At 71.0% G+C, this 26,943-nt stretch carries 29 protein-coding genes; 12 read left to right on the top strand and 17 right to left on the bottom strand.

Annotated elements, in window-relative coordinates; translation table 11 throughout:
• Positions 1 to 376: 376 nt before the first annotated feature.
• Positions 377 to 1,018: a DNA-3-methyladenine glycosylase gene (locus tag E6R18_RS31810; protein ID WP_136320343.1), complete on the bottom strand. Its 642-nt coding sequence runs from the start codon at positions 1,016 to 1,018 to the stop codon at positions 377 to 379.
• A gap of 73 nt (positions 1,019 to 1,091) precedes the next feature.
• Here E6R18_RS31810 and E6R18_RS31805 point away from each other — a divergent pair, with 73 nt between their 5' ends.
• The 3 genes from E6R18_RS31805 to E6R18_RS31795 all read left to right on the top strand — a co-directional run bounded on the left by E6R18_RS31805 (position 1,092) and on the right by E6R18_RS31795 (position 3,136).
• The gene (locus tag E6R18_RS31805) at positions 1,092 to 1,874 is read left to right on the top strand and encodes a sporulation protein (protein ID WP_136320342.1); all 783 of its coding nucleotides are present in this window, start codon (positions 1,092 to 1,094) and stop codon (positions 1,872 to 1,874) included.
• A 69-nt stretch (positions 1,875 to 1,943) separates the two neighbouring features.
• Entirely contained in the window at positions 1,944 to 2,483 is a 540-nt protein-coding gene (locus E6R18_RS31800; protein ID WP_136320341.1) for a YbhB/YbcL family Raf kinase inhibitor-like protein, read from the top strand.
• Between the two features lie 146 nt (positions 2,484 to 2,629).
• Positions 2,630 to 3,136 carry an HNH endonuclease gene (locus E6R18_RS31795; RefSeq protein WP_018553384.1) on the top strand — a complete coding sequence of 169 codons (507 nt, stop codon included), beginning with the start codon at positions 2,630 to 2,632 and terminating at the stop codon, positions 3,134 to 3,136.
• Between the two features lie 61 nt (positions 3,137 to 3,197).
• Here the strand turns inward: E6R18_RS31795 and E6R18_RS31790 are convergent, their stop codons facing one another.
• From E6R18_RS31790 to E6R18_RS31775, 4 genes are all read right to left on the bottom strand, one after another.
• Entirely contained in the window at positions 3,198 to 3,965 is a 768-nt protein-coding gene (locus E6R18_RS31790) for a sulfite exporter TauE/SafE family protein (RefSeq protein WP_136320340.1), read from the bottom strand.
• 61 nt (positions 3,966 to 4,026) lie between these two features.
• On the bottom strand, positions 4,027 to 4,956 hold the full coding sequence (locus E6R18_RS31785; protein WP_018553382.1) for an SPFH domain-containing protein: 930 nt from the start codon (positions 4,954 to 4,956) through the stop codon (positions 4,027 to 4,029).
• Positions 4,957 to 5,028: 72 nt separating this feature from the next.
• Positions 5,029 to 5,460: an NfeD family protein gene (locus E6R18_RS31780; protein WP_136320339.1), complete on the bottom strand. Its 432-nt coding sequence runs from the start codon at positions 5,458 to 5,460 to the stop codon at positions 5,029 to 5,031.
• A 92-nt stretch (positions 5,461 to 5,552) separates the two neighbouring features.
• Positions 5,553 to 6,350 (bottom strand): ABC transporter ATP-binding protein, encoded by a 798-nt coding sequence (locus E6R18_RS31775; RefSeq protein WP_136320338.1) that lies wholly within the window; start codon positions 6,348 to 6,350, stop codon positions 5,553 to 5,555.
• 153 nt (positions 6,351 to 6,503) lie between these two features.
• On the opposite strand from E6R18_RS31775, the gene E6R18_RS31770 reads away from it, so the two are divergent.
• On the top strand, positions 6,504 to 7,283 hold the full coding sequence (locus tag E6R18_RS31770; protein WP_136320337.1) for a hypothetical protein: 780 nt from the start codon (positions 6,504 to 6,506) through the stop codon (positions 7,281 to 7,283).
• A 17-nt stretch (positions 7,284 to 7,300) separates the two neighbouring features.
• Here E6R18_RS31770 and E6R18_RS31765 read toward each other — a convergent pair whose 3' ends face one another.
• The gene (locus E6R18_RS31765) at positions 7,301 to 7,945 is read right to left on the bottom strand and encodes a response regulator transcription factor (RefSeq protein WP_136320336.1); all 645 of its coding nucleotides are present in this window, start codon (positions 7,943 to 7,945) and stop codon (positions 7,301 to 7,303) included.
• Entirely contained in the window at positions 7,938 to 9,083 is a 1,146-nt protein-coding gene (locus E6R18_RS31760; protein ID WP_136320335.1) for a GAF domain-containing sensor histidine kinase, read from the bottom strand. Before E6R18_RS31760 ends, E6R18_RS31765 begins: the two co-directional genes overlap by 8 nt.
• Before the next feature lie 433 nt (positions 9,084 to 9,516).
• Here E6R18_RS31760 and E6R18_RS31755 point away from each other — a divergent pair, with 433 nt between their 5' ends.
• A complete protein-coding gene (locus E6R18_RS31755; protein WP_136320334.1) occupies positions 9,517 to 10,272 on the top strand; it encodes a transglycosylase SLT domain-containing protein in 756 nt (251 codons plus the stop codon).
• A gap of 87 nt (positions 10,273 to 10,359) precedes the next feature.
• Here E6R18_RS31755 and E6R18_RS31750 read toward each other — a convergent pair whose 3' ends face one another.
• Positions 10,360 to 12,921 (bottom strand): FHA domain-containing protein, encoded by a 2,562-nt coding sequence (locus E6R18_RS31750; RefSeq protein ID WP_136320333.1) that lies wholly within the window; start codon positions 12,919 to 12,921, stop codon positions 10,360 to 10,362.
• Positions 12,922 to 13,149: 228 nt separating this feature from the next.
• Here E6R18_RS31750 and serB point away from each other — a divergent pair, with 228 nt between their 5' ends.
• Positions 13,150 to 14,406, top strand: a complete 1,257-nt coding sequence (serB, locus tag E6R18_RS31745; protein WP_136320332.1) for a phosphoserine phosphatase SerB — start codon at positions 13,150 to 13,152, stop codon at positions 14,404 to 14,406.
• Between the two features lie 86 nt (positions 14,407 to 14,492).
• Here serB and E6R18_RS31740 read toward each other — a convergent pair whose 3' ends face one another.
• From E6R18_RS31740 to E6R18_RS31730, 4 genes are all read right to left on the bottom strand, one after another.
• Positions 14,493 to 15,011 (bottom strand): histidine phosphatase family protein, encoded by a 519-nt coding sequence (locus E6R18_RS31740; protein ID WP_136320331.1) that lies wholly within the window; start codon positions 15,009 to 15,011, stop codon positions 14,493 to 14,495.
• An 87-nt stretch (positions 15,012 to 15,098) separates the two neighbouring features.
• The gene (locus tag E6R18_RS31735) at positions 15,099 to 15,305 is read right to left on the bottom strand and encodes a hypothetical protein (protein ID WP_136320330.1); all 207 of its coding nucleotides are present in this window, start codon (positions 15,303 to 15,305) and stop codon (positions 15,099 to 15,101) included.
• Between the two features lie 146 nt (positions 15,306 to 15,451).
• Entirely contained in the window at positions 15,452 to 15,562 is a 111-nt protein-coding gene (locus E6R18_RS35335; RefSeq protein ID WP_276607279.1) for an SGM_5486 family transporter-associated protein, read from the bottom strand.
• Positions 15,563 to 15,588: 26 nt separating this feature from the next.
• The gene (locus E6R18_RS31730) at positions 15,589 to 16,896 is read right to left on the bottom strand and encodes an MFS transporter (RefSeq protein WP_136320329.1); all 1,308 of its coding nucleotides are present in this window, start codon (positions 16,894 to 16,896) and stop codon (positions 15,589 to 15,591) included.
• 103 nt (positions 16,897 to 16,999) lie between these two features.
• Here E6R18_RS31730 and E6R18_RS31725 point away from each other — a divergent pair, with 103 nt between their 5' ends.
• Positions 17,000 to 17,674 carry a FadR/GntR family transcriptional regulator gene (locus E6R18_RS31725; protein WP_136320328.1) on the top strand — a complete coding sequence of 225 codons (675 nt, stop codon included), beginning with the start codon at positions 17,000 to 17,002 and terminating at the stop codon, positions 17,672 to 17,674.
• Here the strand turns inward: E6R18_RS31725 and E6R18_RS31720 are convergent.
• The 3 genes from E6R18_RS31720 to fabG all read right to left on the bottom strand — a co-directional run bounded on the left by E6R18_RS31720 (position 17,671) and on the right by fabG (position 19,721).
• Positions 17,671 to 18,051, bottom strand: a complete 381-nt coding sequence (locus E6R18_RS31720) for a hypothetical protein (protein WP_136320327.1) — start codon at positions 18,049 to 18,051, stop codon at positions 17,671 to 17,673. The genes E6R18_RS31725 and E6R18_RS31720 overlap by 4 nt on opposite strands.
• Before the next feature lie 177 nt (positions 18,052 to 18,228).
• Positions 18,229 to 18,996: an enoyl-ACP reductase FabI gene (gene fabI / locus E6R18_RS31715; RefSeq protein WP_136320326.1), complete on the bottom strand. Its 768-nt coding sequence runs from the start codon at positions 18,994 to 18,996 to the stop codon at positions 18,229 to 18,231.
• Between the two features lie 5 nt (positions 18,997 to 19,001).
• Positions 19,002 to 19,721, bottom strand: coding sequence for a 3-oxoacyl-[acyl-carrier-protein] reductase (gene fabG, locus E6R18_RS31710; RefSeq protein WP_136320325.1), 720 nt, complete (start codon positions 19,719 to 19,721; stop codon positions 19,002 to 19,004).
• 223 nt (positions 19,722 to 19,944) lie between these two features.
• On the opposite strand from fabG, the gene E6R18_RS31705 reads away from it, so the two are divergent.
• The 3 genes from E6R18_RS31705 (at position 19,945) to tyrS (ending at position 24,268) form a co-directional block, all read left to right on the top strand.
• The gene (locus E6R18_RS31705; protein ID WP_136320324.1) at positions 19,945 to 21,468 is read left to right on the top strand and encodes a TldD/PmbA family protein; all 1,524 of its coding nucleotides are present in this window, start codon (positions 19,945 to 19,947) and stop codon (positions 21,466 to 21,468) included.
• A gap of 82 nt (positions 21,469 to 21,550) precedes the next feature.
• Complete coding sequence (locus E6R18_RS31700) at positions 21,551 to 22,945, top strand: metallopeptidase TldD-related protein (RefSeq protein ID WP_136320323.1); 1,395 nt, start codon at positions 21,551 to 21,553, stop codon at positions 22,943 to 22,945.
• Positions 22,946 to 22,999: 54 nt separating this feature from the next.
• Positions 23,000 to 24,268 (top strand): tyrosine--tRNA ligase, encoded by a 1,269-nt coding sequence (gene tyrS / locus E6R18_RS31695; RefSeq protein ID WP_136320322.1) that lies wholly within the window; start codon positions 23,000 to 23,002, stop codon positions 24,266 to 24,268.
• 83 nt (positions 24,269 to 24,351) lie between these two features.
• Here tyrS and E6R18_RS31690 read toward each other — a convergent pair whose 3' ends face one another.
• The gene (locus E6R18_RS31690) at positions 24,352 to 24,627 is read right to left on the bottom strand and encodes a GlsB/YeaQ/YmgE family stress response membrane protein (RefSeq protein WP_136320321.1); all 276 of its coding nucleotides are present in this window, start codon (positions 24,625 to 24,627) and stop codon (positions 24,352 to 24,354) included.
• A gap of 206 nt (positions 24,628 to 24,833) precedes the next feature.
• Here E6R18_RS31690 and E6R18_RS31685 point away from each other — a divergent pair, with 206 nt between their 5' ends.
• Entirely contained in the window at positions 24,834 to 25,214 is a 381-nt protein-coding gene (locus E6R18_RS31685; RefSeq protein ID WP_136320320.1) for a DUF3099 domain-containing protein, read from the top strand.
• A gap of 206 nt (positions 25,215 to 25,420) precedes the next feature.
• The gene (locus E6R18_RS31680; RefSeq protein ID WP_136320319.1) at positions 25,421 to 25,678 is read left to right on the top strand and encodes a hypothetical protein; all 258 of its coding nucleotides are present in this window, start codon (positions 25,421 to 25,423) and stop codon (positions 25,676 to 25,678) included.
• Between the two features lie 10 nt (positions 25,679 to 25,688).
• On the opposite strand, the gene moaA is transcribed toward E6R18_RS31680, so the two are convergent.
• Positions 25,689 to 26,678, bottom strand: a complete 990-nt coding sequence (gene moaA, locus E6R18_RS31675; RefSeq protein ID WP_136320318.1) for a GTP 3',8-cyclase MoaA — start codon at positions 26,676 to 26,678, stop codon at positions 25,689 to 25,691.
• Positions 26,679 to 26,943: the final 265 nt, after the last annotated feature.

Below are 26,943 nucleotides of genomic sequence, written 5' to 3'. Positions count from 1 at the left end.
AGGAACGGACGCTTCCTTTGTACTCACCCCTGCGGGCTTTCCTCCGGGCGCTTCCCTTCGGTCTTGCGTTTCCGACTCTATCAGACTCTTTCGTGTCCGATTCCCGGTCGAAGCGGGCCGTGCTTTTCGCTTTCCAGTTCTTCGCTTTCGCGTTTCCCTTTCGGCGTGTCCACTACTTTAGCGGATTCTCCCGGTTACTCATAATCGAGTCAGTGGGACCGAATTCCGGCATGCCGAAATCCGCACCCTCTGGGGTGAGTCGTAAGTAGTGGTGTGGCCGCTCCGGGTAGGCGCGGCATGCGATCCGATGGACCGAACCAACTGCTGTGCCCGTGTCAAGCGACTCGGTCAACATTAGGTGCCCCGCATGGGCGAGTCAAGTTGACCTCCGGCGCGGCACGTGGGCGCGGTACGGGCTCACCGTCGGGTCGCCGTCGATCCAGTACCGCCAGGGGTGCACCGCCCCGTCGCCGCCCACGCCGGTACGCGGACCGTTGCGTACCTGGTCACGGGGTGGCGGGGTGCCGTGGAGCACGGACAGCTCGGCCCCCTCGTGGGCGATCGCATCGGTGCCGTCCAGCGCCCTGCCGATGTCCAGGGCCGTCGCCAGGCGGGCCGGCCCTTTGGCCAGTTCTCTGTCATTGCGGGCCGAAACTCGACGTTTACGCGTGAGGTCGGCGCCCTCGATGATCTCGCCGGCCCGGAGCAGCACCCCGCTCGCCCTGCCCTCGGGGCCGCACACCAGGTTCATGCAGTGCCACATCCCATACGTGAAGTAGACGTACGCGTGGCCGGGCGGTCCGTACATCGCGGTGTTGCGCCGGGTGCGGCCGCGGAAAGCGTGCGAGCCGGGGTCGATCTCGCCGGCGTACGCCTCCACCTCCGTGAGGCGCAGGGCGATCGGGCCGTCCGGGGTGCTGCGGACGAGAGTCCTGCCGAGGAGGTCGGGCGCCACCTCCAGGACGGGGCGGTCGAAGAAGTCCCGCGTCAGCGGCGTACGGTCCGGGCTGTCGATCATGGGGTTCGAGGTTAGCGGGAACCGACCACGAACGTCGCGCGTATGTAGGGGTCAGGACCTAGGAGGAGAGAACATGGGCTTCAAGCGGCTGCTCGCGAGCATGGGTGCCGGTGGCGCTTCGGTGGAGACGGAGCTCGCCGAGCTCAACGTCGTCCCGGGCGGCGTGGTGCAGGGAGAGGTGCGCATCCAGGGCGGGTCCGTGGACCAGCAGATCGAGGGGCTCTCCGTGGGTCTGCAGGCCCGGGTCGAGGTCGAGGGCCAGGACCAGGAGTACAAGCAGGACATCGAGTTCACCAAGCTGCGGCTCGGTGGCGCCTTCGGGGTGCGGGCCGGGGCGGTGCACGTCGTGCCGTTCGGTCTGGAGATCCCGTGGGAGACGCCGATCACCATGTTCGCGGGCCAGCACCTGCACGGGATGAACATCGGGGTGACCACCGAGCTGGAGATCGCGCGGGCGCTGGACTCCGGCGACCTCGACCCCGTCAACGTGCACCCGCTGCCGGCCCAGGAGGCCATCCTCGACGCCTTCGGCCGGCTGGGCTTCGGCTTCCGCAGCGCGGACATGGAGCGCGGCCACATCCGCGGCACGCGTCAGCGGCTGCCGTTCTACCAGGAGATCGAGTTCTACCCGCCGTCCCAGTACCGGGGGCTCAACCAGGTGGAGCTGTCGTTCGTCGCCGACGACCGCGAGATGGACGTCGTCCTGGAGATGGACAAGAAGGCGGGTCTCTTCAGCGAGGGCAGCGACTCGTACCGCGCCTTCAAGGTGGGGCTGCACAACTTCCACGAGACCGACTGGGCGGCATATCTGAACCAGTGGCTGGCCCAGGTCGGCGGTCAGCGCAACTGGCTCTAGGGTCGGTCGGAGGGAGAGATCTCCCGGGCAAGCAGAGAGAGCCGACAGAACCGACAGAGAGGTGCTGACGTGACCGAGCCGAAGAGGGCGCCGCTGCCGCACGACTTCCATCCCGAGGTCCCCTCGTTCACGGTGGTGAGCGAGGACATCGCCCCGGGGGCCGTGCTCGCGGACGCACAGGTGTACGCGGCCGGGAACACTTCGCCGCAGCTGCGGTGGGAGGGGTTCCCCGCGGAGACGAAGAGCTTCGCCGTGACGTGCTTCGACCCGGACGCCCCTACGGGCAGTGGGTTCTGGCACTGGGTGGTCTTCGACATCCCGGCGTCGGTCACGCAGCTCCCGGCGGGTGCGGGCAGCGGGAAGTTCGAGGGGCTGCCCGCCGGCGCCGTCCACGCCCGCAACGACTACGGGACGAAGGACTTCGGCGGCGCCGCCCCGCCGGCCGGGGAGAGCCACCGCTATGTGTTCACCGTGTACGCGGTGGACACCGAGAAGCTCGGTCCCGACAGTGACACCCCGCCCGCGGCGGTCGGTTTCAACCTGCGGTTCCACACCCTGGGCCGCGCCCAGTTGATCGCCGAATACGCGGAACCCGCCGAAACCGACTGAGACGAAATCCTCCTCAGCCGTTTGCCCTGCCCTGGTCCTGGAGAGATCAGGGCAGGGCGTTTTTAATGCGTTGTCCATCACGGCCCGCCCGGCCAGAGTTGATCCGGGCCTGCCAGGGGGCGGCCGGCACACGGGAGGTGGGCGGGATGCGGGACACGCTGGTTCTGAACGCGAGCTTCGAGCCGCTGTCGACGGTGACGCTGAATCGTGCGGTGGTGCTGATCCTGCAGGACAAGGCCGTCGTCGAGCAGTCGCACCCCGGTCTGCGGATGCGCGGGGCCGCCGTGGACATACCGGTGCCCCGGGTGATCAGACTCTGCCGGTACGTACGGGTGCCGTTCCGAAGACAGGCCCCGTGGTCCAGGAGGGGCGTGCTGGTCAGGGACCAGCACCGGTGCGCGTACTGCGGGAAGCGTGCGAGCACCGTCGACCACGTCGTGCCGCGGGCCCAGGGCGGGCAGGACACCTGGCTCAACACCGTGGCCTCGTGCGCCGAGGACAACCACCGCAAAGCGGCCCGTACGCCGGAGCAGGCGGGGATGCCGCTGCTGCGGCAGCCGTTCGTGCCCTCCCCGGCGGACGCGATGCTGCTGGCACTGGGGGCCGGTGACCGGTCGGCGCTGCCGGAGTGGCTGGCGCAGTCCGCGGCGTAGCCGCCGTACGCCCGACGACGTAACCGGGGCCCGTCTCCATGAGGAGGCGGGCCTCGGTCCGTCAGCGGAGGATCAGCTGGACGATGGCCGCCGTGCCGACCGTGACGATGAGGGCGCGCAGGAAGGCGGGGCTGAGCCGGCGGCCGACCTTGGCGCCGATCTGGCCGCCGAGCGCGGAGCCCACCGCGATCAGCACGACGGCCGTCCAGTCGAAGTCGGCGACGAAGAGGAAGAAGAGCGCGGCGATGCTGTTGACGACCGCGGCGAGGACGTTCTTCACGGCGTTGAGGCGCTGCATGGTGTCGTCCACCAGCATGCCCATCAGGGAGAGGTAGATGATCCCCTGAGCGGCGGTGAAGTAGCCGCCGTAGACGCTGGCGAGCGTCAGGCCGATGAAGAGCAGGGGCCCGCCGTCGGGGCGGGCCGGGGTGCCGGTGCGGGCGCGCCGGGACTGGACCGCTTTGCTGATGCGCGGTTGCAGGATGACCAGGACGAGGGCCAGGGCGACCAGGACCGGGACGATGGTCTCGAAGGCCGTGGAGGGCAGGGCCAGCAGCAGGGTGGCGCCGGTGAGGCCGCCGACGAGGGCGCCCACGGTGAGTTTGAGGACGCGGGGGCGCTGGCCCTCGAGTTCCTTGCGGTAGCCGATCGCGCCGCTGATGGAGCCGGGGATCAGGCCGAGTGCGTTGGAGACGGTGGCGGTGACCGGGGGCAGGCCGGTGGCGAGCAGCACGGGGAAGGTGATCAGCGTCCCCGAACCGACGATCGTGTTGATCGTGCCGGCGCTGATCCCCGCGGCGAAGACGGCGAGCATCTCCCAGATGGACATGGCAATCCCCCGTGCATGATCGGTGCTTGGTGCACCGAATCATGCACGGGGGGTGTGCACGTCAGTCGACCGGGGGTTCCTCGCGGCGCTCCTTGCCGGTGTTGAAGCCGGGTACGCCGGAGCCGAGGTTACCGAAGGCGCCGCTCAGGCCCTTGAGGGCGTCGCCGATCTCGCTGGGTACGATCCAGAGCTTGTTGGCGTCGCCCTCGGCGATCTTCGGCAGCATCTGGAGGTACTGGTACGACAGGAGCTTCTGGTCCGGGTCGCCGGCGTGGATGGACTCGAAGACCGTACGGATGGCCTGGGCCTCGCCCTCGGCGCGCAGGGCGGCGGCCTTGGCCTCACCCTCGGCGCGCAGGATCGCCGACTGCTTCTCGCCCTCGGCGGTGAGGATCGCGGACTGGCGGGTGCCCTCGGCCTGGAGGATGGCGGCGCGCTTGTCGCGGTCGGCGCGCATCTGCTTCTCCATCGAGTCCTGGATGGAGGTGGGCGGCTCGATCGCCTTGAGCTCGACGCGGTTGACGCGGATGCCCCATTTGCCGGTGGCCTCGTCGAGGACTCCGCGCAGGGCCGCGTTGATCTCCTCGCGGGAGGTGAGGGTCCGCTCCAGGTCCATGCCGCCGATGATGTTGCGCAGCGTGGTGACGGTGAGCTGTTCGATGGCCTGGATGTAGCTGGCGACCTCGTAGGTCGCGGCCCGGGCGTCGGTCACCTGGTAGTAGATGACGGTGTCGATGTTGACGACCAGGTTGTCCTGGGTGATCACGGGCTGCGGCGGGAAGGGCACGACCTGCTCGCGCAGGTCGATCCGGTTGCGGATCGAGTCGATGAACGGGACGACGATGTTCAGGCCCGCGTTCAGGGTGCGGGTGTACCGGCCGAAGCGCTCCACGATGGCGGCGCTGGCCTGGGGGATGACCTGGATCGTCTTGATCAGAGCGATGAAGACGAGCACCACCAGAATGATCAGGACGATGATGATCGGTTGCATCGTTTCCGTGCCCTTCGGTTGATGATCGTCATCGAGTCTGACAGAACACGCCTCGGTGTGGGGGCCGTTCGGTCACATGACGACGGCCGTCGCGCCGTCGATGTCGACGACATCGACCTGTTGGCCCGGTTCGAAGCTGAGACCGGCGTCGAGCGCGCGGGCCGACCAGATCTCCCCGGCCAGCTTGATGCGGCCGCCCCCGCCGTCCACGCGTTCCAGGACGACGGCCTGACGGCCCTTCAGGGCGTCGATTCCGGTGGCGTGTTGGGGCGCGCGGTCCCCGCGTTGCCGGCCGGCGATCACGCGCACGACGGCCGTCAGCGCCACCGAGACGATGACGAAGACCAGCACCTGGGCGACGATTCCGCCGCCGAGGGCCGCGACGACCGCGGCGGCGACCGCCCCCACGGCGAACATGCCGAACTCGGGCATCGCGGTGAGGACGAGCGGAATGCCCAGTCCTGCCGCACCGATCAGCCACCACACCCACGCGTCGATGTCCACGTGGTCATCGTAGGACCGCGGGCGCCTCCACCGACAGGGCGCAACCGGTCGGGTACGGCGGCGTCGCGGCGGCCGGGCCGCCGTAACGCGGCTCAGGCGAGCGGCAGTCCGCGCGCGGTGTAGCGGTCGCCCTGGTGCTCCACGACGAGGGGCAGGCCGAAGCAGAGGGAGAGGTTGCGGGAGGAGAGCTCGGTCTCCGTGGGGCCCGCGGCGAGCACCTTGCCCTGCCGGATCATCAGGACGTGGGTGAAGCCGGGGGCGATCTCCTCGACGTGGTGGGTCACCATGATCATGGAGGGGGCGTACGGGTCGCGGGCCAGCCGGCCGAGGCGCCGGACGAGGTCCTCGCGGCCGCCGAGGTCGAGACCGGCGGCGGGCTCGTCCAGGAGGAGCAGCTCGGGGTCGGTCATCATGGCGCGGGCGATCAGGGTGCGCTTGCGCTCGCCCTCGGAGAGGGTGCCGAACTTGCGGTCGAGGTACTCGGTCATGCCGAGCCGGTCTAGGAAGGCGCGGGCCCGGTCCTCGTCGACCTTGTCGTAGTTCTCGTTCCAGGTGGCGGTCATGCCGTAGGCGGCGGTGAGCACCGTCTGCAGGACCGTCTGGCGCCGGGGAAGCTTCTCGGCGAGGGCGACGCCCGCGATGCCGATGCGGGGGCGCAGGTCGAAGACGTCGGTGCCGACGCCGCCGAGCCGCTCACCGAGGACGGTGACGCTGCCCTTGGTCGGGAAGAGATAGCTGGACGCGATGTTCAGCAGGGTGGTCTTGCCGGCGCCGTTGGGGCCGAGGATGACCCAGCGCTCCCCCTCCTTGACCGACCAGGAGACGTCGTCCACCAGAGCGCGTCCGTCGCGGACCACGGATACGTCCACCAGCTCCAGTACATCGCTCATGAGCGCGTTGTCTCCCCATGCAGTGTCGAGATCGTCGCGTGCCTGTGGGCACAGCTCCCAGGGAAAACCTACGCCACCGCGGGAGTGCGGAGGGCGCTGGGCCCGTCGTCGCGCGGCAGACGGGGGTGCGGCGGGAGCTTCTAAGCTGTCGGCATGCTTTCGGAACCACGCTCAGGGCTGCTGGCCGCTTGGGGCAACGCGTTGCTCGCGGGGCTCGTGTCGCCGGACGACGCGGCGCTCGCCATCGTCGGACAGGACGCGGTGCACCGCGTCGAGGGGCTGCCCGGTGAGGCGGGTCCGGTCGGTCTCACGTTCGCGCTGGGGCGGCTGCGGTCGCTGGGGGTGAGCGGGTTCCGGGTCGCGCTGCCGGTGCCCGGGCATCCGCTGGGGCTGAGCGGTCCGGCCGATTTCAACGCCCGGGCGCTGGAGGCGGAGGAGGCCGTGGTCACCCACGGTGCGCCGTACGGGCTGGTGCCCGAGGTGCGCGAGGCGGGGCCGGCCGGGGATGTGCACGTGGAGGTGGTGTGGCACTGCCTGGCGGTGCGGGAGGCGCCGCCGGCCGATGTGCCGTCGCTGGGCGAGGCGGAACGGGAGCTGGCGGAGGCGCTTCGGGATGCGACGGCCGCGCTGTCCCGGCTGGACGTGGCCGGGTCGGGGCCGGTGGCCGAGGCGGCGGTGGACGCGTACCGGGCGCGGGCGGAGCGCGGGCGCGAGGTGCTGGCCCCGGGCTATCCGCCGCGGGCGGTACGGGTGCTGGAGCTGGCGCAGCGGGTCGGGCTGCTGGTCTCGGCGGCGTACGAGAACGGGCACGGCGGTGCGGTGAGCGCGTCGGAGATGGCGGCGCGGGGCGAGGCGTTGCGGCCGGTGGAGCGGGTGGCCCGGCGGGCGCAGGTGGCGGCGTACAACGCGTATGTGGAGGAGCGGGCCCGCTAGGGGCTGGGCACTCGCCGTCAGCCCGCGGCTCCGTGGCGGACGGCCCACAGGGCGGCCTGGGTGCGGTCGGAGAGGTCCAGTTTCATGAGGATGTTCGAGACGTGGGTCTTGACGGTCTTCTCGGACAGGACCAGGGCCCGGGCGATCTCCCGGTTGGACCGGCCGTCGGCGATCAGGCCCAGGACCTCGCGCTCGCGTTCGGTGAGGGTGCTCCCCCGGCCGGTGCCGGAGCCCGGCTCGTCCTGGGCCAGCAGCGCCCCGGCCACCTCGGGCTGGAGCAGGACGTGCCCGGCGTGCACCGAGCGGATGGCGCCGGCCAGCGCGTCGGGGTCGACGTCCTTGTACACGTAGCCGGAGGCGCCGGCGCGCAGGGCGGGGACGACCGTGCGCTGTTCGGTGAAGCTGGTGACGATCAGCACCTTGGCCGGGTTCTCCAGTTCGCGGAGCCGGCGCAGCGCCTCGATGCCGTCGGTGCCGGGCATCTTGACGTCCATCAGCACCACGTCGGGCCGCAGCTCCTCGGTCCTGGCCACGCCCTCGGCGCCGTCGGACGCCTCGCCGACGACCTCGATGTCGTCCTGGACCTCCAGGAACGTCCGCAGTCCGCGGCGGACCACCTGGTGGTCGTCCACCAGCAGCACCCTGATGATCGTGTCAGCCACCGGGTATCTCCATCTCGATCGTGGTGCCCTTGCCGGGCTCGGAGTCGACGGTGAGCCGGCCTCCTACGCCGCTCGCCCGGTCCCGTATGGATACCAGGCCCAGGTGCCGCCCGGCCTGGCGGGTGGCCGCGGGTTCGAAGCCCCGGCCGTCGTCGGTGATCCGCAGCACGGTGGAGCCGTCGCGGCGGGCGAGGGTGACGTCGACGTGTGCGGCGCCGGAGTGGCGCAGGGCGTTGTGCAGGGCCTCCTGGGAGACCCGCAGCAGCGCCTCCTCCTGGGCGGCGGGCAGGGCGCGTACGCCGGCGCCGGTGAAGGTGACCCGGGCGGTGTGGGCCCGGTCCAGGACCTGGATCTGGGTGCGGAGGGTGGCGACGAGGCCGTCCTCGTCCAGGGCGGCCGGGCGCAGCTCGACGACGGCGGCGCGCAGTTCGTCCACGGCCTCGGCGGCCAGGGCGGCGACCTGCTGGAGCTCGCCCTTGGCGCGGGCGGGGTCCCGGTCGACCAGGGTGGCGGCGGCCTGGGCGGTGAGGCGCAGGGAGAAGAGCTTCTGGCTGACCGCGTCGTGCAGCTCGTGGGCGAGGCGTGAGCGCTCCTCGGCGATGGTGAGCTCGCGGCTGCGCTCGTAGAGCCGGGCGTTGGTGAGGGCGATCGCGGCGTGCTGGGCGAGGATCGACAGCAGTTCCTCGTCCTCGGCGGTGAAGCCGCAGCTGCCTTCGGGCTTGGGGCACCTCTTGTTGGCGAGGAAGAGCGCGCCGATGGTCTCCTCGCCGTCCCGGATGGGCAGGCCGAGGAAGTCGGACATGTCGGGGTGGGCGCTGGGCCAGCCCTCGAAGCGCGGGTCCTTGCGGACGTCGGCCAGCCGCTCGGGCTTCGCGCCGTGGAGCATCGCGGCGAGGATGCCGTGCTGCCGGGGCAGCGGGCCGATGGCCTTCCACTGCTCGTCGCTGACGCCGTCGACGACGAACTGGGCGAAGCCGCCGTGGTCGTCGGGGACCCCGAGGGCGGCGTATTCGGCGTCCAGGAGTTCGCGGGCCGAGGCGACGATCGTCTTCAGGACGTCCCGTACCTCCAGGTGGCGGCTCATGGCGAGCAGCGCGGCGCTCACGGCTGCGAGGCCCGACGGTGGGCGATGGCTCATGGCCTCACCGTACCGGCGGGTCTGGCCCCCCGTATCGGTCTGCGGGCGTCCCTGGCCGGGGCGGGAGGACTAGGACCAGCGGCCCGGACGCGGGGTGTGCACCGCCCTCCCCCGAACCCATTCGGAACATCACATTCCGCATTGCTGGCGCAACACATGGTGATTTCGTTACCCGCCCGATGTGAGGCCGCACATAGGGCCCACGTCACTTACGAAGCCGCCTAGTGGAGCAAAAAGGGCGATTTGGGTGGTGATGACCTGGGATGCCGTTGAGCGAACGGCCTGGTAATCCACTACCCGGCTTCGTACGTCACACCTTTGCCACAGCATTTTGCGGCCGCTAAGAATTGCTCTCGTCCCCGACGGAGATGCGTAGTCGCTCCCGTCTTCGTCCTCCGTGAGGACCCCCGCGAATTCGAAGAGGTAAGCCTGTATGTCCGCGTCCCGCATCACCGGCCGTCTCCGCCGCCTGAACAAGACCCAGAAGCTCTCCGCCGCCGGCGTCTCCGCCGTCGCCGCCGCTGCACTCTCCTTGTCCCTGGTGCCCGGTAACGCCGAGGCCGAGACCGAGCCCCAGGCACTCTCCGCTGCTCCGGTGATCTTCGACTCCGCCGGCTCCAAGCAGGTCAAGGCGATCCAGGACAGTGTCATCGAGCAGCACTCGACCGCCGAGAAGCTGGTCAAGGCCGCCGACGCCGCCAAGGCCAAGAAGGCCGCCGCGGTGAAGGAGAAGGCCGAGGCGAAGGCCAAGAAGGCCAAGCTGAAGAAGGCGAAGGCCAAGGCGCACGCCAAGGCCAAGGCCCGCAAGGCCGCCGCCTCGCGCGGCCACCAGGCCGCCGGCCGCTCGTCCGCCCGTACGCACCTCTTCGCCAACAACCTGGACGGCTGGATCAAGGAATCCCTGTCCATCATGAAGGCGAAGGGCATCCCGGGCACCTACGAGGGCCTGCACCGCAACATCATGCGCGAGTCCAGCGGCAACCCGAACGCCATCAACGACTGGGACATCAACGCGATCAACGGCGTGCCGTCGATCGGTCTGCTCCAGATCATCAAGCCGACGTTCGACTACTACCACGTCACCGGCACCCCGCACACCCAGTACGACCCGGTCGCCAACATCACCGCGTCGGCCAACTACGCCGCCGACAAGTACGGCTCGATCGACAACGTCAACAGCGCGTACTGATCCGCAGCGATCCGTACGCCGGCTGCACCATGCCGAAGGGCGGCACCCCGCGTGGGGTGCCGCCCTTCGGCGTGCGTACGGCCCGGTCTACTTGCGCATGACCTCGGGCTCGTGGCGGCGCAGCAGCCGCGCGACGGCGAAGCCGCAGATGACGCCGAGGAGGAGCAGCACCGAGATGTTGATCCCCCACTGTCCCGCCGAGTGCTCCCACAGCGGGTCCAGGTCCGTGGGGTTGTTCTGGTCCCACGGCGGCATGAGGTGGGCGAGGTCGAGCGTCGTACCGGCGCCCGCGATGGCCCAGCGGGACGGCATCAGCCAGGCGAACTGCTCCAGGCCGGGCGATCCGTACACCTGGAAGAGGATGCCGGTGAAGACGACCTGGACGATCGCGAACATGACCAGCAGCGGCATGGTCTTCTCGGAGGTCTTCACCAGTGAGGAGATGACCAGGCCGAACATCATCGAGGTGAAGCCGAGCGCGATGATCGTCAGGCAGATCTCGACGGCCGGCGGCATGATCAGGCCCTCGGCCGGCAGGTCGCGGGTGGCGAAGCCGATGCCGCAGATGATGACGCCCTGGATCGCGGTGATCACGCCGAGGACGATGACCTTGGACATCAGGTAGGCGGAGCGGGACAGGCCGGTGGCCCGTTCCCGTTCGTAGATGACGCGTTCCTTGATCAGTTCGCGTACGGAGTTGGCCGCGGCCGAGAAGGTCATGCCGATCACCAGGATCAGCATGATCGTTCCGGCGTCGCTGTTGAACTTGTGCGGCGGCCTGGGCGGGGCGAGGCCGTAGTCCGACGGGATGACCACGCTGACGACGCCGAGCACCGCCGGCAGGATCACCATGAGGCCCATGAAGCCCTTGTCGGAGGCGATCACCGAGACGTAGCGGCGCATCAGCGTCCACAGCTGCGTCCCCCAGCCCTGCGGCTTCGGCGGGCGCATCTGCTGCGGCGGCGGCATGTGCACGGACTGCACGGCGACGGCGTCGATGTCGGCGGCGTACATCTGGTAGTGCTGCGAACCGCGCCAGCGGCCCGACCAGTCGTAGTCGCGGTAGTTCTCGAACGCCGAGAAGACGTCGGCCCAGCTGGTGTAGCCGAAGAAGTTCAGTGCCTCGTCCGGCGGGCCGAAGTACGCCACGGCGCCGCCCGGCGCCATCACCAGGAGCTTGTCGCAGATGGCCAGCTCGGCCACCGAGTGCGTGACGACCAGGACGGTGCGGCCGTCGTCGGCCAGGCCGCGCAGCAGCTGCATGACGTCGCGGTCCATGCCCGGGTCGAGGCCGGAGGTCGGCTCGTCCAGGAAGATCAGCGACGGCTTGGTGAGCAGCTCCAGCGCCACGGAGACGCGCTTGCGCTGGCCGCCGGAGAGCGAGGTGACCTTCTTGTCCTTGTGGACGTCGAGCTTGAGCTCGGCGAGCACCTCGTGGATCCGGGCCTGGCGCTCGGCCTCGGTGGTGTCCGCGGGGAAGCGGAGCTTGGCCGCGTACTTCAGGGCGCGGGTGACGGTCAGTTCCTTGTGCAGGATGTCGTCCTGCGGGACCAGGCCGATGCGCTGGCGCAGCTCGGCGAACTGCTTGTAGAGGTTCCGGTTGTCGTAGAGGACGTCGCCCTGGTTGGCGGGCCGGTAGCCGGTGAGCGCCTTGAGCAGGGTGGACTTTCCGGAGCCGGACGGGCCGATGACCCCGATCAGCGACTTCTCCGGGACGCCGAAGGAGACGTCCTTGAGGATCTGCTTGCCGCCGTCGACCGTCACCGTGAGGTGGCGGGCCGCGAACGAGACCTCACCGGTGTCGACGAACTCTTCCAGCCGGTCGCCGACGAGCCGGAACGTCGAGTGACCGACGCCGACGATGTCGTTCGGGCCGATGAGCGCCGAGCCGGACTTGGAGAGCGGCTGACCGTTGACGTACGTGCCGTTGTGCGATCCGAGGTCACGGATCTCGAAGCGGCCGTCCGGGGTCGCGTGGAACTCGGCGTGGTGCCGGGAGACCTGGAGGTCGGAGACGACCAGCTCGTTCTCCAGGGCACGGCCGATCCGCATCACCCGGCCGAGGGCCAGCTGGTGGAACGTGGTCGGGCTGCGGTCCCCGTACACCGGAGGCGTCCCGGCCGGGCCGCCGGTGCCGGGACCGGGCGGGCCCGCCGCCATGCCCTGCTGCTGTGGCATGTGGGGCTGCTGGGGCTTGGGCTGCTGGGGCTGGGGCTGCTGCCACGCCTGCTGCGGCTGGGCCGGCTGCTGCCAGCCGGGGCCGCCCTGCCGGGCCTGGGGCGGCGGGGCCTGCTGCGGCTGGGCGGGCGCGGCGGCGGCCGCGGCGGCCTGCCCGCTGTACACGCCCGCGCCGCTGAGGCTGAGCCGGGGCCCGTCGGTGGCGTTGCCCAGGTTCACGGCGGAGCCGGCCGCGAGCTCCATCTGCTGGATCCGCTGACCGTGCACGTACGTGCCGTTGGTGCTGCCGTGGTCCTCTATGAACCAACTGCGCCCGTTCCAGCTGATCGTGGCGTGCCGCCACGACACCCTGGCGTCGTCGATCGTCATGTCGCCCTGCGGATCACGTCCCAGGGTGTACGACCTGGACGGATCGAGCGTCCAGGTCCTGCCATTCAATTCCAGTACGAGTTCCGGCACTCCGCGCCCCACTAGTTGTCCCCCGTGTTACCCCCGTTGCAGGGAGTCTAGGGATGCTGAACATCGTGGGGAACTATTCCAGGACCCGTCCCCGATTCGAAAGCCGGGCGCCGCAGGGTGACCTCACCGAGACCTGCACAGCGCGGCCGGAGGGACGGACCGGTGCGGGCGGGGCGTGCTGTCCGGCACTCGGGACGGGCTGCCGGGGGCGGCGCGCGGACCGATACGGTGGGAGGCACCATGAGCGCATCGCAGCCCCCTGAGTCCTCCCTGTCTCCTGAGCCTCCCGTGTCACCGCAGGGTCCGGACGTTCCGACCCTCCTCGTGAAGATCTTCGGGAAGGACCGCCCCGGGATCACCGCGGGCCTCTTCGACACCCTCGCCGCGTACTCGGTCGATGTCGTGGACATCGAGCAGGTCGTCACGCGTGGCCGTATCGTCCTGTGCGCGCTGGTCACCGCCCCCACCGCGGGCGGGACCACCGAGGGCGACCTGCGGGCCACCGTGCACAGCTGGGCCGACTCGCTGAAGCTCCAGGCGGAGATCATCTCCGGTACGGGCGACAACCGGCCGCGCGGTTACGGCCGTTCCCACGTCACGGTGCTCGGGCACCCGCTGACCGCGGAGTCGACCGCCGCCATAGCGGCCCGGATCACCTCGACCGGCGGGAACATCGACCGCATCTTCCGGCTGGCGAAGTATCCGGTCACGGCGGTCGAGTTCGCGGTGTCCGGTACGGGGACCGAGGAGCTGCGCTCCGCGCTGGCGCCGGAGGCCGCGGGCATCGGCGTGGACGTGGCGGTCGTCTCGGCCGGGCTGAGCCGCCGGGCGCAGCGGCTGGTGGTGATGGACGTCGACTCGACGCTGATCCAGGACGAGGTCATCGAGCTCTTCGCGGCCCACGCCGGGTGCGAGGCCGAGGTCGCCGAGGTGACCGAGCGGGCGATGCGGGGCGAGCTGGACTTCGAGCAGTCGCTGCACGCCCGGGTGGCGCTGCTGGCGGGGCTCGACGTGTCGGTGGTGGACAAGGTCCGCTCAGAGGTGCGGCTGACGCCGGGCGCCCGGACGCTGATCCGTACGCTGAAGCGGCTCGGCTACCAAGTGGGCGTGGTCTCGGGCGGGTTCACGCAGGTGACCGACGATCTGAAGGAGCGCCTGGGGCTCGACTTCGCCTCTGCCAACACGCTGGAGGTCGTGGACGGGAAGCTCACGGGCCGGGTGACCGGGGACATCGTGGACCGGGCGGGCAAGGCCCGGCTGCTGCGGCGCTTCGCCTCCGAGGCGGGGGTGCCGCTGGCGCAGACGGTGGCGATCGGTGACGGGGCCAATGACCTGGACATGCTGAACACGGCGGGGCTCGGGGTCGCCTTCAACGCCAAGCCGGTGGTCCGCGAGGCCGCGCACACGGCGGTGAACGTGCCGTTCCTGGACACCGTGCTCTATCTGCTCGGCGTCACCCGCGAGGAGGTCGAGGCGGCCGACGGCCTGGTCGAGTAGGCCCCGGTCCCCCGTCGGGGCACGGACAGGGCCCCGGCGCGCACCTCGCGGTGTGCGGCCGGGGCCCTGTGCGTACGCCTGGCGGGTCAGTCGTTGGGGGTCCAGTAGTCGGTGAGCCGGCCGACGCCCTGCTCCACGCTCTTCCAGGGGCCGGAGAACTCCACGACGGCGAATGCGGCGGTCGGGAAGCCGCCGCGGGTCAGGCGGGCGAGCGTGTCGCCCTCGCCGCTGCCGGAGAGTGCGTCGGCGAGCGCGTGCATGCCGGGGTTGTGGCCGATGACCAGCAGGTTGGCCACGTCGTCCGGGGTCTCGTTGATCAGAGCGATCAGTTCGCCGAGCGATGCCTCGTAGATCCGCTCCTCGTACACGGTCTTCGGACGCCGCGGCATCTCGTGCACGGCCAGCTTCCACGTCTCACGCGTTCTGGCGGCGGTCGAGCAGAGGGCCAGATCGAAGACGATCCCCGAATCGGCGAGTTTGCGGCCCGCCACGGGGGCGTCCGTGCGGCCGCGCTCGGCGAGGGGCCGCTCGTGGTCGGACTCCTGCGACCATTCCGCTTTGGCGTGTCTGAGAAGGACGATCCTGCGAGATGTATCGACGTTCATACACCTCAGCTTCGCATGAAATGTGCCAGCCGGCGCAGGGCGTTGGAGCCTTGCCCCCGGCGTCTTCCCGCCCCCGTGCGCCGGGCGTCAGCGGACCAGCAGCTCCACGATTCGCCGGAGCAACTGGCCGGTCGCCGAGTCGCCGGTGGCGGCGTGCGCCTGGCCCGGTCCGGCGATCAGGAGCAGGAGCGCGGCGAAGGCGACGGCGGGCAGCGCGATGGCCCACCACGGCAGCCGGACGTCCACGCCGCCGGAGTCCGGGTGGGTGGTCCGGGTGTGCGTACGGGCCGGCATGTCCGCCTCCGTGGGTGGTCGGTTCTGGTACTCAGAACCTACGGACGCGCGGGCGCCGCTCCCATCCGGCGACCCACCCACTTCACCCTGACCCTGGCCCCCTAGGGGACGGTGGGGCTAGCACCACCCCCGCCGCCGGGCGGGCGTCACGGGGAGGCGATGGAGGCGATGATTCCGACGACGACCGTGATCAGCAGCATCGCTCCGAAGACGAGGAGCAGCTTCTTCTGACCGTTCTGGGGATTCGGATCGAGCACAGGTGACATGGCCCCAGTCTCGCATCTCAGGATTCGTCCTCGATCGTCCGGTCCCGGCCGGCCAGGATGCCCGCGGCCATCTGCGGCACCATCAGGGCGGCCATCAGCGCGATGGGCAGCCCCCAGCCGCCGCTGTGCTGGTAGAGGACACCGACCAGGAGCGGGCCCGGGATCGAGATCAGGTAGCCGGTGGACTGGGCGAACGCGGACAGCCGGACCACGCCGGGGCCGCTGCGGGCCCGCATGCCGATCATGGTGAGGGCGAGCGGGAAGGCGCAGTTCGAGATGCCCAGGAGCAGCGCCCAGGCCCAGGCGCCGCCGGACGGGGCGAGGTAGAGGCCCGCGTAGCCGGTGAGCCCGCAGGCGCCGAGCACGACGACGATCGGGCCCTGGTTCTTCATCCGGGCGGCGACGCGCGGGATCACGAAGGCGAGCGGGACGCCCATGGCCATGGTGACCGCGAGCAGGACGCCCGCCGTGCCCGCGGAGACCCCGGCGTCGCGGAAGATCTGGGGCATCCAGCCCATGGTGATGTAGGCGGCGGTGGCCTGGAGGCCGAAGAAGCAGGCGAGGGCCCAGGCGGTGCGGCTGCGGGTGATCCGCAGGGCGGTGGCCTGCGGGCCCTCGGCCGCGGGCGCGCCCTGGTCGGCTGCGGGCTGCCCCCGGTCGCCGGCCCGGTCCCGTACGTGCGGGAGCCAGGGCAGGATCGCGGCGGCGGCCAGCACCGCCCAGATGCCGAGGCCGGCCTTCCAGCTGCCGCCCATGGCGTCGGTCAGGGGGACGGTCACGGCGGCGGCGAGCGAGGTGCCGAGGGCCAGGGCCATGGAGTAGAGCCCGGTCATGGAGCCGACCCGGTCGGGGAACCAGCGCTTGACGATCACCGGCATGAGGACGTTGCTGACGGCGATGCCCATGAGGGCCAGGGCGCTGGCGGCGAGGAAGCCGGCCGTGCCGCCGATCAGGGGCCGGATCACCAGGCCGGCGGTGATGGCGACCATGCCCGCGCAGACCACCGCACCGGGTCCGAAGCGGCGGGCGAGCCGGGGCGCCATGACGCCGAAGACCGCGAAGCACAGCGGCGGTACGGAGGTGAGGACACCGGCGACGCTGCCGCTCATGTGCAGCCCGTCCCGTACCTCTTCGAGGAGGGCGCCGAGGCTGGTGATGGCGGGGCGCAGGTTGAGCGCGGTGAGGACGAGTCCGATGACGACCAGGCGCAGGGTCCACGGCGAGGGGCCGGTCCGCGCGGCCGGGGCACCGGTGCGGGGGGCCGCCGGGGCGGCGGGGCGCAGGGTCCCGGTCACGGTCTGGGGAGGGGTTTCGTCGTCACGCATGGGCCCATCATAGAATCATGGGATGATTACTTGTCCATTCCGCCCGTCCCGCTGATTCCCTGAGAGGATCCGGGTCCCTGAGAAGTTGCGACCGAGGAGCACCATGGCGCTGACGTCCCCGCGGCGTTCGGCACTCGCCGACCAGGTGATTGCCCAGCTGAGGAACCAGATCACCACGGGTGAGTGGCCGGTGGGCTCACGCATCCCCACCGAGCCCGAGCTGGTCGGGCAGCTGGGAGTGGCGCGCAACACCGTCCGCGAGGCGGTCCGCGCGCTCGCGCACAACGGGCTGCTCGACATCCGGCAGGGCTCCGGCACGTACGTGGTGGCCACCAGCGAGCTGGCCGGGGTGATGCACCGCAGGTTCGCCTCGGCCGACCCGCGCCACATCGCGGAGCTGCGCTCGACGCTGGAGTCGTCCGCGGCGCGGCTGGCCGCCGTCCGGCGCACCGAGCGCGACCTGAAGCAGCTGGACGCGCTCATGCGGCGTCGGGAGGAGACCTGGGCCGCGGGGGACGCCGAGGCATTCGTGGCCGCCGACGCGACGCTGCACCTGGCCGTCGTCGCCGCCTCCCACAACGACGTGCTGACGGAGCTCTACGCGGACCTGGGGGATCTGCTGCGGGACTACCTGCGGGGCGACGTCGGCCAGGAGCTGCGGCCGGAGAACCACATGGACCACAGCCGGCTGGTCGAGGCGATCCGCGCGGGCGACGCGGAGACCGCGGCGACGGAGGCCGCGAGCCACGCGCTGACCTGCCTGGCGGACCGGGTCTAGGCCTTGGTCGCCGCGCTGTGGGTGACCCATGCCGAGCCGACCTCCTTCCAGCAGCGGTCGTCCAGGCGTACCGTCCGCCCCGGTCCGACCTCGACCGGCTCGGAGTCCGCGTCGACGTCCCACCAGCGGGCGCACTCGGTGTGCAGCTGGACCCGGTCGGCGGAGGGGTACGGGTTGTGGCAGTAGGCGATGACCCGGGAGCCGTGGACGGCCGTACGGCACTCGGCGCCGGAGGGTTCGGGGCGCGGCGCGGGGGGTGCGGCGCCGCCGGCGGCGCCGACGTGCCCGGCCGCGTACAGACCGGCCGGGACGAGCAGCGCGGCGACGGCCGCGCCGGACGCCAGCAGGGAGCGGGTTCGGTGATGTGTGCGACGCACAGCGATCTCCTCCCCTCGCCCGATCCCCACGCCTGACCGGAAGTCCGCTTCCTCCACATTCTGCGGTGGATCGGCCATCTTTTCGACCTGAGCGCCACCAGGCCGTGCGGGGCACGGAAAACGGCCGCGCACCGCCTCCGGGGAGGCGGCGCGCGGCCGGTGCGTACGGCGGAGCGGTCAGGCGCCCATCATGTGCACGCCGCTGTCGACGTGGATGATCTCGCCGGTCGTCCTCGGGAAGAAGTCCGAGAGCAGCGCGACGATGCCGCGGCCGGCCGGCTCCGGGTCCTTCATGTCCCAGGCCAGCGGCGCGCGGGTGTTCCACACGTCGGCGAGCCCGTCGAAGCCCGGAATGGACTTGGCGGCCATGGAGCCGAGCGGTCCGGCCGAGATCAGGTTGCAGCGGATGCCGTCCGGGCCCAGGTCACGGGCGAGGTAGCGGGAGGTCGCCTCCAGCGCGGCCTTGGCCGGGCCCATCCAGTCGTACTGCGGCCAGGCGAACTGCGCGTCGAAGGTGAGGCCGACGATCGAGCCGCCCTCGCTCATCAGCGGCTTGCACGCCATCGCGAGCGACTTCAGCGAGAACGCCGAGACGTGCATCGCCGTGGAGACCGACTCGAACGGGGTGTTCAGGAAGTTGCCGCCGAGCGCGTCCTGCGGCGCGAAGCCGATGGAGTGCACGACGCCGTCCAGCGAGCCCAGCTCGTCGCGCACCAGGCCGGCGAGGCGGTCCAGGTGCTCGGTGTTGGTCACGTCCAGCTCGATGACCTTGGCCGGCTTGGGCAGCTTCTTGGCGATGCGCTCGGTCAGCGTGGGCCGCGGGAAGGCGGTCAGGATGACCTCCGCGCCCTGCTCCTGGGCCACCTTGGCGGCGTGGAACGCGATGGACGACTCCATCAGCACCCCGGTGATGAGGATGCGCTTGCCGTCGAGAATTCCGCTCATGGTGATCAGTGACCCATGCCCAATCCGCCGTCAACGGGGATGACGGCTCCAGTGATGTACGACGCGTCGTCGGAGGCGAGGAACCGCACCGCTGCGGCGATCTCCTCGGGCCGCGCGTAACGCGCCAGCGGCACCTGGGCCACGATGCCCTTGCGCTGCTCCTCGGTGAGCACCTGCGTCATGTCGGTGTCGACGAAGCCGGGCGCGACGACGTTGCAGGTGATGTTCCGCGAACCGAGCTCGCGCGCCAGCGACCTGGCGAAGCCGACCAGACCGGCCTTCGAAGCGGCGTAGTTGGCCTGGCCCGCCGAGCCGAGGAGGCCGACGACCGAGGAGATGAGGACCACGCGGCCCTTCTTGGCGCGCAGCATGCCGCGGTTGGCGCGCTTGACGACCCGGAAGGTGCCGGTGAGGTTGGTGTCGAGTACGGACGTGAAGTCGTCCTCGGACATCCGCATCAGCAACTGGTCCTTGGTGATACCGGCGTTGGCGACCAGCACCTCCACGTTGCCGTGCTTCTCCTCGATCTCCTTGTAGCCCTGCTCCACCTGCTCCGCGTCGGTGATGTCGCAACGGACCGCGAGAACACCGGCCTCGGTGAGCGCCGCGGGCGGCTCGCCGGAACGGTAGGTGATCGCGACCTTGTCGCCGTGGTCGACGAAAGCGCGGGCGATGGCGAGGCCGATGCCCCGGTTTCCTCCGGTGACGAGAACCGAGCGGCTCAACGGATCACCCTTTCGATAGCGGTCTGGTACCTCGGAAACCTATCGGTACCGTCCGCGCCCCGGGGAATCGGCCCCTGACAGCGCCTTTGGCCGGGCACTGTCGGGTTCCTACAGTCCCGCGCCCGGCCCGCCCAGGGGAATTCGGCCGCGGCACGGCACGGGCCGTGCTTCACTGCCACGTAAACGATCCGTGGGTCTGTGACCGCGAAGGAGTGTGCCGCCCGTGCCCCATGAGGTAGATCAGTCGTTCCTGGCGCTCCCGCTACGGGCCCTCGCCGACGCGGCGCTGGCCCGCGCGCGGGCTCTCGGGGCGGCGCACGCCGACTTCCGCTTCGAGCGGGTGCGCAGTGCCACCTGGCGCCTCCGGGACGCCCGGCCCGCCGGAGGCTCCGACACCACCGACCTCGGCTACGCGGTCCGCGTCGTGCACGGCGGGGCCTGGGGGTTCGCCTCCGGTGTCGACCTGACGATGGACGCCGCGGCGCGGGTGGCCTCGCAGGCCGTGGCCATGGCGAAGCTGTCGGCGAAGGTGATCGCGGCGGCGGGCTCCGACGAGAGGGTGGAGCTGGCGGACGAGCCGGTGCACGGGGAGCGCACCTGGGTCTCGGCGTACGAGGTCGACCCCTTCGACGTACCCGCCGAGGAGAAGGCGGGGCTGCTCGCCGAGTGGAGCGCGCGGCTGCTGGCGGCCGAGGGCGTGGCGCATGTGGACGCCTCGCTGATGACCGTCCACGAGAACAAGTTCTACGCGGACACCGCGGGCACGGTCACCACGCAGCAGCGCGTCCGGCTGCATCCGCAGTTCAGCGCGGTGGCGGTGGACGCGGCGACCGGTGAGTTCGACTCGATGCGCACGATCGCGCCGCCGGTGGGGCGCGGCTGGGAGTACCTGACCGGGACCGGCTGGGACTGGAACGCGGAGCTGGAGCGCATCCCCGGGCTGCTCGCCGAGAAGATGCGGGCGCCGAGCGTCGAGGCCGGGACGTACGACCTGGTCGTCGACCCGTCCAATCTGTGGCTGACCATCCACGAGTCGATCGGCCACGCCACCGAGCTGGACCGGGCACTGGGGTACGAGGCGGCCTACGCCGGGACCTCGTTCGCCACGTTCGACCAGCTGGGGAAGCTGGCGTACGGCTCCCCCGTGATGAACGTGACGGGCGACCGCACCGCCGAGCACGGGCTCGCGACGATCGGCTACGACGACGAGGGCGTCGAGGCGCAGTCCTGGGACCTGGTCAAGGACGGGACGCTGGTGGGCTACCAGCTGGACCGCCGGATCGCGAAGCTGACGGGTCTGGGCCGGTCCAACGGATGCGCGTACGCGGACTCCCCCGGCCACGTCCCCGTGCAGCGCATGGCCAACGTGTCGCTCCAGCCGGACCCGGGCGGGCTCTCCACGGAGGACCTGATCGGCGGGGTGGAGCGCGGGATCTACGTGGTCGGGGACCGGTCGTGGTCCATCGACATGCAGCGCTACAACTTCCAGTTCACCGGGCAGCGGTTCTTCCGGATCGAGAACGGCAGGCTGGCCGGGCAGCTGCGCGATGTCGCCTACCAGGCGACGACGACGGACTTCTGGGGCTCGATGGAGAAGGTCGGCGGCCCGCAGACGTACGTCCTGGGCGGCGCCTTCAACTGCGGCAAGGCCCAGCCGGGCCAGACCGCGGCCGTCTCGCACGGCTGCCCCTCCGCCCTCTTCCGAGGCGTGAACATCCTCAACACGACGCAGGAGGCCGGGCGATGAACCGCAACCACCAAACCGGCCGGGGGTCCGGGGGTCGTCCCCCGGGGCAGCACAGTCTCAACACGCCGCAGGAGGCCGGGCGATGAGCCGCGTCAGCAAGCCGTACGAGATCGTCGAGCGCGCGCTCGAACTGTCCACCGCCGACGGCTGTGTGGTCATCGCGGACGAGGAGTCGTCGGCCAATCTGCGCTGGGCCGGCAACGCGCTCACGACGAACGGGGTGACCCGGGGCCGCACCCTGACCGTCATCGCCACGGTCGACGGCGCCGAGGGCACCGCCTCCGGTGTGGTGTCCCGGTCCGCCGTGACCGCCGCCGACCTGGAGCCGCTGGTCCGGGCCGCCGAGGCCGCCGCGCGCGGTGCCGGACCGGCCGAGGACGCCCAGCCGCTGGTCACCGGGGTGCCCGCGTCGCCCGACTTCACGGACGCGCCGGCCGAAACGGACTCGGACGTGTTCGCCGCGTTCGCCCCCGCCCTCGGCGACGCCTTCGCCCGGGCCCGCTCCGGCGGACGCGAGCTGTACGGCTTCGCCCACCACGAGATGACCTCCACCTACCTCGGCACCTCCACCGGGCTGCGGCTGCGCCACGACCAGCCGAACGGCACGCTGGAGCTGAACGCCAAGTCGCCCGACCGCTCCCGTTCGGCCTGGGCGGGCCGCTCCACGCGGGACTTCAAGGACGTCGACCCGGCCGAGCTGGACGCGGAGCTCGCGCAGCGGCTCGGCTGGGCGGAGCGCCGTGTCGAGCTGCCCGCCGGGCGGTACGAGACGCTGCTGCCGCCGACCGCCGTCGCCGACCTGCTGATCTACCAGCTCTGGTCCTCCACGGCCCGGGACGCCGCCGAGGGCCGGACGGTGTTCTCCAGGCCGGGCGGCGGCACCCGGCTCGGCGAGACGCTGTCCCCGCTGCCGCTGACCCTGCACAGCGACCCGCACGCCCCCGGCCTGGAGTCGGCGCCCTTCGTCATCGCCCACTCCTCCGGGGACGGCGGCTCGGTCTTCGACAACGGGCTGCCGCTGACCCGCACCGACTGGGTCGGGGACGGCCGGCTGGAGCGGCTGACGACGACCCGGCACACCGCGGGCCTGACCGGGCTGCCGCTCGCCCCGGCGATCGACAACCTGATCCTGGAGGGCGGCGGCGAGCGGTCGCTGGAGGAGATGGTGGCCGCGACGACCGGCCCGGCGCTGCTGCTGACCTGCCTGTGGTACATCCGGGAGGTGGACCCGGCGACGCTGCTGCTGACCGGGCTGACCCGGGACGGGGTCTACCTCGTCGAGAACGGCGAGGTGACCGGCGAGGTGAACAACTTCCGCTTCAACGAGTCTCCGGTCGACCTGCTGTCCCGGGCCACCGAGGCGGGGCGCACCGAGAAGACGCTGCCGCGCGAGTGGGGCGACTGGTTCACCCGGGCCGCCATGCCCGCGCTGCGCGTCCCGGACTTCAACATGAGCTCGGTCAGCCGGGGGGTGTGACCCGCCTAGACTGACTGTTGCTTTTCCCGACACATAGCTGAGGAGACACGGACCGTGACGGACATCGTCGACGAGCTGAAGTGGCGCGGGCTGTTCGCCCAGTCCACCGACGAGGACGCATTGCGCAAGGCTCTCGCGGACGGTCCGGTCACGTTCTATTGCGGCTACGACCCCACCGCGGCGAGTCTGCACGTCGGCCACCTGGTGCAGGTGCTCACCATGCGCCGGCTCCAGCAGGCCGGTCTGCGGCCGCTCGCCCTGGTGGGCGGGGCCACCGGTCAGATCGGTGACCCCCGGCCGACCGCCGAGCGCACGCTGAACGACCCGGAGACGGTCGCGCGGTGGGTGACCCGGCTGCGCTCGCAGATCGAGCCGTTCCTGTCCTTCGAGGGCGAGAACGCCGCGGTCATGGTGAACAACCTGGACTGGACCGCGGGCATGTCCGCGATCGAGTTCCTGCGGGACATCGGCAAGCACTTCCGGGTCAACAAGATGCTGACCAAGGACTCCATCGCCCGGCGGCTGGAGTCCGACGAGGGCATCAGCTACACCGAGTTCAGCTACCAGCTGCTCCAGAGCATGGACTTCCTGGAGCTGTACCGCCGCTACGGCTGCACCCTTCAGCAGGGCGGCAGCGACCAGTGGGGCAACCTCACCGCCGGTCTCGACCTGATCCACCGCCTGGAGCCGGGCGCCGAGGTGCACGCGCTCGCGACCCCGCTGATGACGAAGGCGGACGGCACCAAGTTCGGCAAGTCGGAGGGCGGGGCCGTCTGGCTCGACGCGGAGATGACGACGCCGTACGCGTTCTACCAGTTCTGGCTGAACGTGGACGACCGGGACATCTCGCGCTACATGCGCATCCTCAGCTTCCGGACCCCGGCCGAGCTGGAGGAGCTGGAGCAGCTCACCGAGGAGCGCCCGCAGGCGCGGACGGCGCAGCGCGCGCTGGCCGAGGAGCTGACGACGCTGGTGCACGGGGCGGACCAGTGCGCCGCGGTCGTCGCCGCGTCGAAGGCCCTGTTCGGCCAGGGGGAGCTGGGGGAGCTGGACGAGGCGACGCTGAGCGCCGCCCTGTCCGAGGTGCCGCACGCCGAGGTCACCGAGCTGGGCCCGCTGGTGGACCTGCTGGTGGAGGTCGGTCTCGCGCCGAGCAAGTCGGGTGCGCGGCGCACGGTCAAGGAGGGCGGCGCGTACGTGAACAACGCGAAGGTCCTCGACGGCGAGGCGGCGCCGGCCCGTGAGGAGCTGCTGCACGGGCGCTGGCTGGTGCTGCGCCGGGGCAAGAAGAACCTCGCGGCGATCGAGGTCACGGTCGGCTGAGCCGTACCTACCCCGTACCGGCATCGACGGCGGCCGGGCACGCATCACGCGTGCCCGGCCGCCGTCGTGCGGTTACCGGTGGCTCAGGTCCGCTGTTTGTTGCCCCGGAGCGAGGCCCACAACATGTCGCCGACCCCGACCACCACGATGGCGCCGATGAGCTGGAGCACATGGCGTGTCCAGTCGATGCCCTTGGTGTCGTTGACGCCGAGCCAGGTGGCGACCGCGTTTCCGAGGACACTGCCGATCATGCCGAAGATGACCGTCAACCAGAGCGGGATCCGCTGCTTGCCCGGGAGGATCGCCTTCGCGATCAGACCGAGCACCAGGCCCACGATGATTGCCCACAACCAGCCCATGCTGCCTCCTTGAGCGACGCGGTGTCGCGCATGTCCCGCCCAGTCTCGGCTCCGGGCGGGCGGGCCGCATGTCGGGCGGGTCCGTACGGGTATCGGGGGCGGGAGGCGGAATGTACGGATACGGCGTGCCCCGGTCTCGTACGCGCCGGGAGCCGGGCGTAGCGTGGGACCGGCCGGTGTCCGGGTCCGGGGAAGGTTGGTGGGGCGTGGTGCGCAAGCAGAGTGGCGGGGAGGTCTTCCGGATCACGGGGGCCCGGCAGGGGCTCGCGGAGGACGTGCGCGGCAGGCAGCGGCGGTATGTGATCTCGATGTCCGTGCGGACGGTGTCGGTGGTGGCCGCGACGCTCCTGTGGAACGTGGAGCGGCACATCGCGTTCGTGGCGCTCGGGCTGGGGCTGCTGCTGCCGTACGTAGCCGTCGTCATCGCCAACGCGGGTCGCGAGAACTCCCCCGCGCTGCCTTCGACCTTCGTTCTCCCGGCTCCGGCCCACCCGGCGCTGGACGCCGCTCCGGCGGCGGGCGCGGCGGGCGCCGCACCGCAGTCCGGACGCGCTTTCCGGTCTCCGGATGCGCAGGAGCACGACTGAGGCCACGACGGGCCCAAGCTCAAGAAAAGCTCAGATCAATCATGAAGTTTCAGTGCACTGCGACGGGGTGTGCGTGACATACTTTGAACGCGCTCCGCATCCCCCGTCGGAGCGACGGACCGACGCCGGGCAGCTCCCCCCGTGGCTGCCCGGCGTCGCCATGTCCCCGGCCGGGGGCGCGTCGGGCACCCTCTAGGGTTGAGTGTGTGAACTCCCCCGGATCCTTTGAAGCCTCCGCATCCCCCGAGGCAGCCGCCCCCGTCTGTTCGGCCAAGGGCTGCCGGGCCGACGCCGTGTGGGTGCTGGCCTGGAACAACCCGAAGCTTCACACGCCGGAGCGCCGTAAGACCTGGCTGGCCTGCGAGGAGCACCGGGAGCACCTGTCCTCGTTCCTCGGGGTGCGGGGTTTCCTCAAGGACGTGGTGACGCTGGCGGAGTGGGAGTCGCGGCCCCCGTCCGCGTGACCGGGCGGGCTCAGCCGCCGATGGCGGACATCGGGCGGTCGGGCTGGAGGAAGCTCGGGTCGTCAAGGCCGGATCCGGCCTTCTTGCCCCACATGGCGACCTTCCAGAGCCGGGCGATCTCCTCGTCCGGGGCGTCCGAGCGCAGCGCTGTGCGCAGGTCGGTCTCCTCGCGGGCGAACAGGCAGGTGCGCACCTGTCCGTCGGCGGTGAGCCGGGTGCGGTCGCAGGCCCGGCAGAACGGGCGGGTGACGGAGGCGATGACGCCGACCCGGTGCGGCCCGCCGTCGACGGTCCAGCGCTCGGCGGGGGCGGAACCGCGGTCGGTGTCGCCCTCCGGGGCGAGGTCGAAGCGGGTGCGCAGCGAGCGGAGGATGTCGCCCGCGGTGATCATGCCCTCGCGCTTCCAGCCGTGCTGGGCGTCGAGCGGCATCTGCTCGATGAAGCGGAGTTCGTAGCCGTGTTCCACGGCCCAGGCGAGCAGGTCGGGGGCCTCGTCGTCGTTGAGTCCCGGCATCAGGACGGTGTTGACCTTGACGGGGGTGAGCCCGGCCTCGCGGGCGGCTTCCAGGCCCGCCAGCACGTCGTGGTGCCGGTCGCGGCGGGTGAGGGTCTTGAAGACGTCGGGGCGCAGCGTGTCGAGGGAGACGTTGACCCGGTCGAGACCGGCGTCCTTGAGCGCGGCGGCGGTCCGCTTCAGCCCGATGCCGTTGGTGGTGAGGGACATCTTGGGGCGGGGGTCGAGGGCGGCGCAGCGCTGGACGATGGAGACGAGTCCGGGGCGCAGCAGCGGCTCGCCGCCGGTGAAGCGGACGTCCGTGATGCCGAGCCGGGTGACGGCGATGCCCACGAGCCGGACGATCTCGTCGTCGCTGAGCAGGTCGGGCTTGGCGAGCCACTGCAGGCCCTCTTCGGGCATGCAGTAGGTGCAGCGCAGGTTGCACCGGTCGGTGAGTGAGACGCGCAGATCGGTGGCGACCCGGTCGTAGGTGTCGATGAGCATGGTGGCCCCCTCCCCCGGTGACTTCCCGGTCGCGGTAGCTGACTCTTTCGAGCCTACGCGAGACCGGTGACGGCACGGGGGGAGCGTTTGGCACGAGGTGCGGCGGGGCCGCGTCGTAGGACTCTACGACGCGGCCTCGTGCGGCGGGGCCGACGCCGGATGGACTCGGGCTCTCAGTGGGCGCCGATGCCGGTGAGGGACTTGACCTCCAGTTCGGCGTACTTGCCCCGGTCGGGCTCCTCCTTGGACAGCAGGGAGCCGATCC

Source organism: Streptomyces sp. A1277, assembly GCF_004795015.1.
Taxonomy (GTDB): Bacteria; Actinomycetota; Actinomycetes; order Streptomycetales; family Streptomycetaceae; genus Streptomyces.
The sequence above is the reverse complement of the archived record's forward strand: the minus strand, read 5'-3'. Positions and strand labels throughout refer to the sequence as shown.

Excerpts from the sequence above, each read along its gene's own strand:
- E6R18_RS31810 (WP_136320343.1), bottom strand. The coding sequence starts at position 1,018 with ATGATCGACAGCCCGGACCGTACGCCGCTGACGCGGGACTTCTTCGAC.
- E6R18_RS31805 (WP_136320342.1), top strand. The coding sequence starts at position 1,092 with ATGGGCTTCAAGCGGCTGCTCGCGAGCATGGGTGCCGGTGGCGCTTCG.
- E6R18_RS31795 (WP_018553384.1), top strand. The coding sequence starts at position 2,630 with ATGCGGGACACGCTGGTTCTGAACGCGAGCTTCGAGCCGCTGTCGACG.
- E6R18_RS31790 (WP_136320340.1), bottom strand. The coding sequence starts at position 3,965 with ATGTCCATCTGGGAGATGCTCGCCGTCTTCGCCGCGGGGATCAGCGCC.
- E6R18_RS31785 (WP_018553382.1), bottom strand. The coding sequence starts at position 4,956 with ATGCAACCGATCATCATCGTCCTGATCATTCTGGTGGTGCTCGTCTTC.
- E6R18_RS31775 (WP_136320338.1), bottom strand. The coding sequence starts at position 6,350 with ATGAGCGATGTACTGGAGCTGGTGGACGTATCCGTGGTCCGCGACGGA.
- E6R18_RS31770 (WP_136320337.1), top strand. The coding sequence starts at position 6,504 with ATGCTTTCGGAACCACGCTCAGGGCTGCTGGCCGCTTGGGGCAACGCG.
- E6R18_RS31760 (WP_136320335.1), bottom strand. The coding sequence starts at position 9,083 with ATGAGCCATCGCCCACCGTCGGGCCTCGCAGCCGTGAGCGCCGCGCTG.
- E6R18_RS31755 (WP_136320334.1), top strand. The coding sequence starts at position 9,517 with ATGTCCGCGTCCCGCATCACCGGCCGTCTCCGCCGCCTGAACAAGACC.
- serB (WP_136320332.1), top strand. The coding sequence starts at position 13,150 with ATGAGCGCATCGCAGCCCCCTGAGTCCTCCCTGTCTCCTGAGCCTCCC.
- E6R18_RS31740 (WP_136320331.1), bottom strand. The coding sequence starts at position 15,011 with ATGAACGTCGATACATCTCGCAGGATCGTCCTTCTCAGACACGCCAAA.
- E6R18_RS31735 (WP_136320330.1), bottom strand. The coding sequence starts at position 15,305 with ATGCCGGCCCGTACGCACACCCGGACCACCCACCCGGACTCCGGCGGC.
- E6R18_RS31730 (WP_136320329.1), bottom strand. The coding sequence starts at position 16,896 with ATGCGTGACGACGAAACCCCTCCCCAGACCGTGACCGGGACCCTGCGC.
- E6R18_RS31725 (WP_136320328.1), top strand. The coding sequence starts at position 17,000 with ATGGCGCTGACGTCCCCGCGGCGTTCGGCACTCGCCGACCAGGTGATT.
- fabI (WP_136320326.1), bottom strand. The coding sequence starts at position 18,996 with ATGAGCGGAATTCTCGACGGCAAGCGCATCCTCATCACCGGGGTGCTG.
- E6R18_RS31700 (WP_136320323.1), top strand. The coding sequence starts at position 21,551 with ATGAGCCGCGTCAGCAAGCCGTACGAGATCGTCGAGCGCGCGCTCGAA.
- E6R18_RS31690 (WP_136320321.1), bottom strand. The coding sequence starts at position 24,627 with ATGGGCTGGTTGTGGGCAATCATCGTGGGCCTGGTGCTCGGTCTGATC.
- moaA (WP_136320318.1), bottom strand. The coding sequence starts at position 26,678 with ATGCTCATCGACACCTACGACCGGGTCGCCACCGATCTGCGCGTCTCA.